General features: G+C 63.2%; 1 pseudogene. It reads right to left on the bottom strand.

Features of this window, described 5'->3' with window-relative positions:
* A pseudogene (locus tag IC50_RS38275) lies at positions 1-280 on the bottom strand (DUF1522 domain-containing protein); the annotation flags it as partial.

Here is a 280-nt window from a genome sequence, read left to right as displayed (position 1 = left end):
GTTGACACCGTTGAACGAGGAGTCCTGAGCGGTCGTGTCGATCTGGTTCAGGATGTTGTTGTACTGGTTGACCAGATTGGCACGCGCCGTCTGCGCAACCGTGTCCTGGACGGGGGTGGAAGCCGTCGAGAAGGTCAGTGACGAGGTCAGCGTGCCGCCGATCGCACCACCGGCGGCCGTCGAACCGATGGTCGAGGACGCGTAGTCGTTGGTGGTCGAGACCGTCAGCAGGCCGTTGGCGTCGATCGTCGCCGTCAGGTTGTTGGCCTGCAGCTTGGTG

Source organism: Bradyrhizobium genomosp. I (2014) (assembly GCF_000261685.1).
Taxonomy (GTDB): domain Bacteria; phylum Pseudomonadota; class Alphaproteobacteria; order Rhizobiales; family Xanthobacteraceae; genus Bradyrhizobium.
Note: the sequence above shows the minus strand (reverse complement) of the source record. Positions and strands in the feature narration are given on the sequence as shown.